This is a genomic window from Oleiphilus sp. HI0061 (assembly GCF_001635675.1).
Genome location: NZ_LWFE01000599.1, coordinates 1 through 736, shown reverse-complemented (window position 1 = coordinate 736; position 736 = coordinate 1). Strand labels below are relative to the sequence as shown.

General features: G+C 39.7%; 1 protein-coding gene. It reads left to right on the top strand.

Going from position 1 to position 736, the window contains the following annotated elements:
* Positions 1-177: 177 nt before the first annotated feature.
* Positions 178-736 (top strand): cache domain-containing protein (locus A3735_RS07760; RefSeq protein ID WP_156499512.1); only part of this gene is annotated, 559 nt, incomplete at its 3' end.

The window sequence follows — 736 nt, the reverse complement described above, 5'->3', positions numbered from 1 at the left end:
TTTTGCTAAAGACTCCACTATTGGCATTAGTTATGCTCCTTCGTTCGAATGGATGTTTTCAATCGAGTTTCACGCTGTAAATGGTACATTTTGGTTGCCTGACTTAGAAAATCCAGATATGGAAAAACAACGTAAGCACTGGAATATGTTTTTAGCTCAGGTGGCGTATCGTTTCTAATGCAAGACACAAAAAAACAGCTTTTTGTTAGTTTATATTGGAAGTCCGCAGTTGGCCTAGCTGCGATCTTTCTATCGTTTATCTCATTTTTTACATACTTCAATGTAGCGCAAATGCAATCCTTGCAAGCGCATAATAGAAGTGTGAACCAGCAGCAATATATTATTGAATATAACGGTTTGCTCAAGAAGAGCTCATTGCAGCTAATTAATATAATTGATGGTCTACCAAATTTAACGTCAGAAGGTCCGTATATTGAGGACAAGCTCGATTCGCACTGGCTGTCTTTACAGATAACTTGGGCCCTAGAGAGCGCAACCTTACTTAATGCAAAAGGCGAAGTGATTGGGCAGTGGGGTGATCAACGCATTCGTCCAAACTCCGACGTTATTGAGCGTACCTTGACGAGTCGCACTCCGTCCGAAGAAATGATCTGTTTTGAATTTTGTCAGTTAGCTGTACTGTCTCCGATTCTAGATATTAATGGTGATATTAAACTTATTCAGCTGAGCGTATCACTAGCAGATATGATGCTAGATTTTAATAGAATCACCGGAT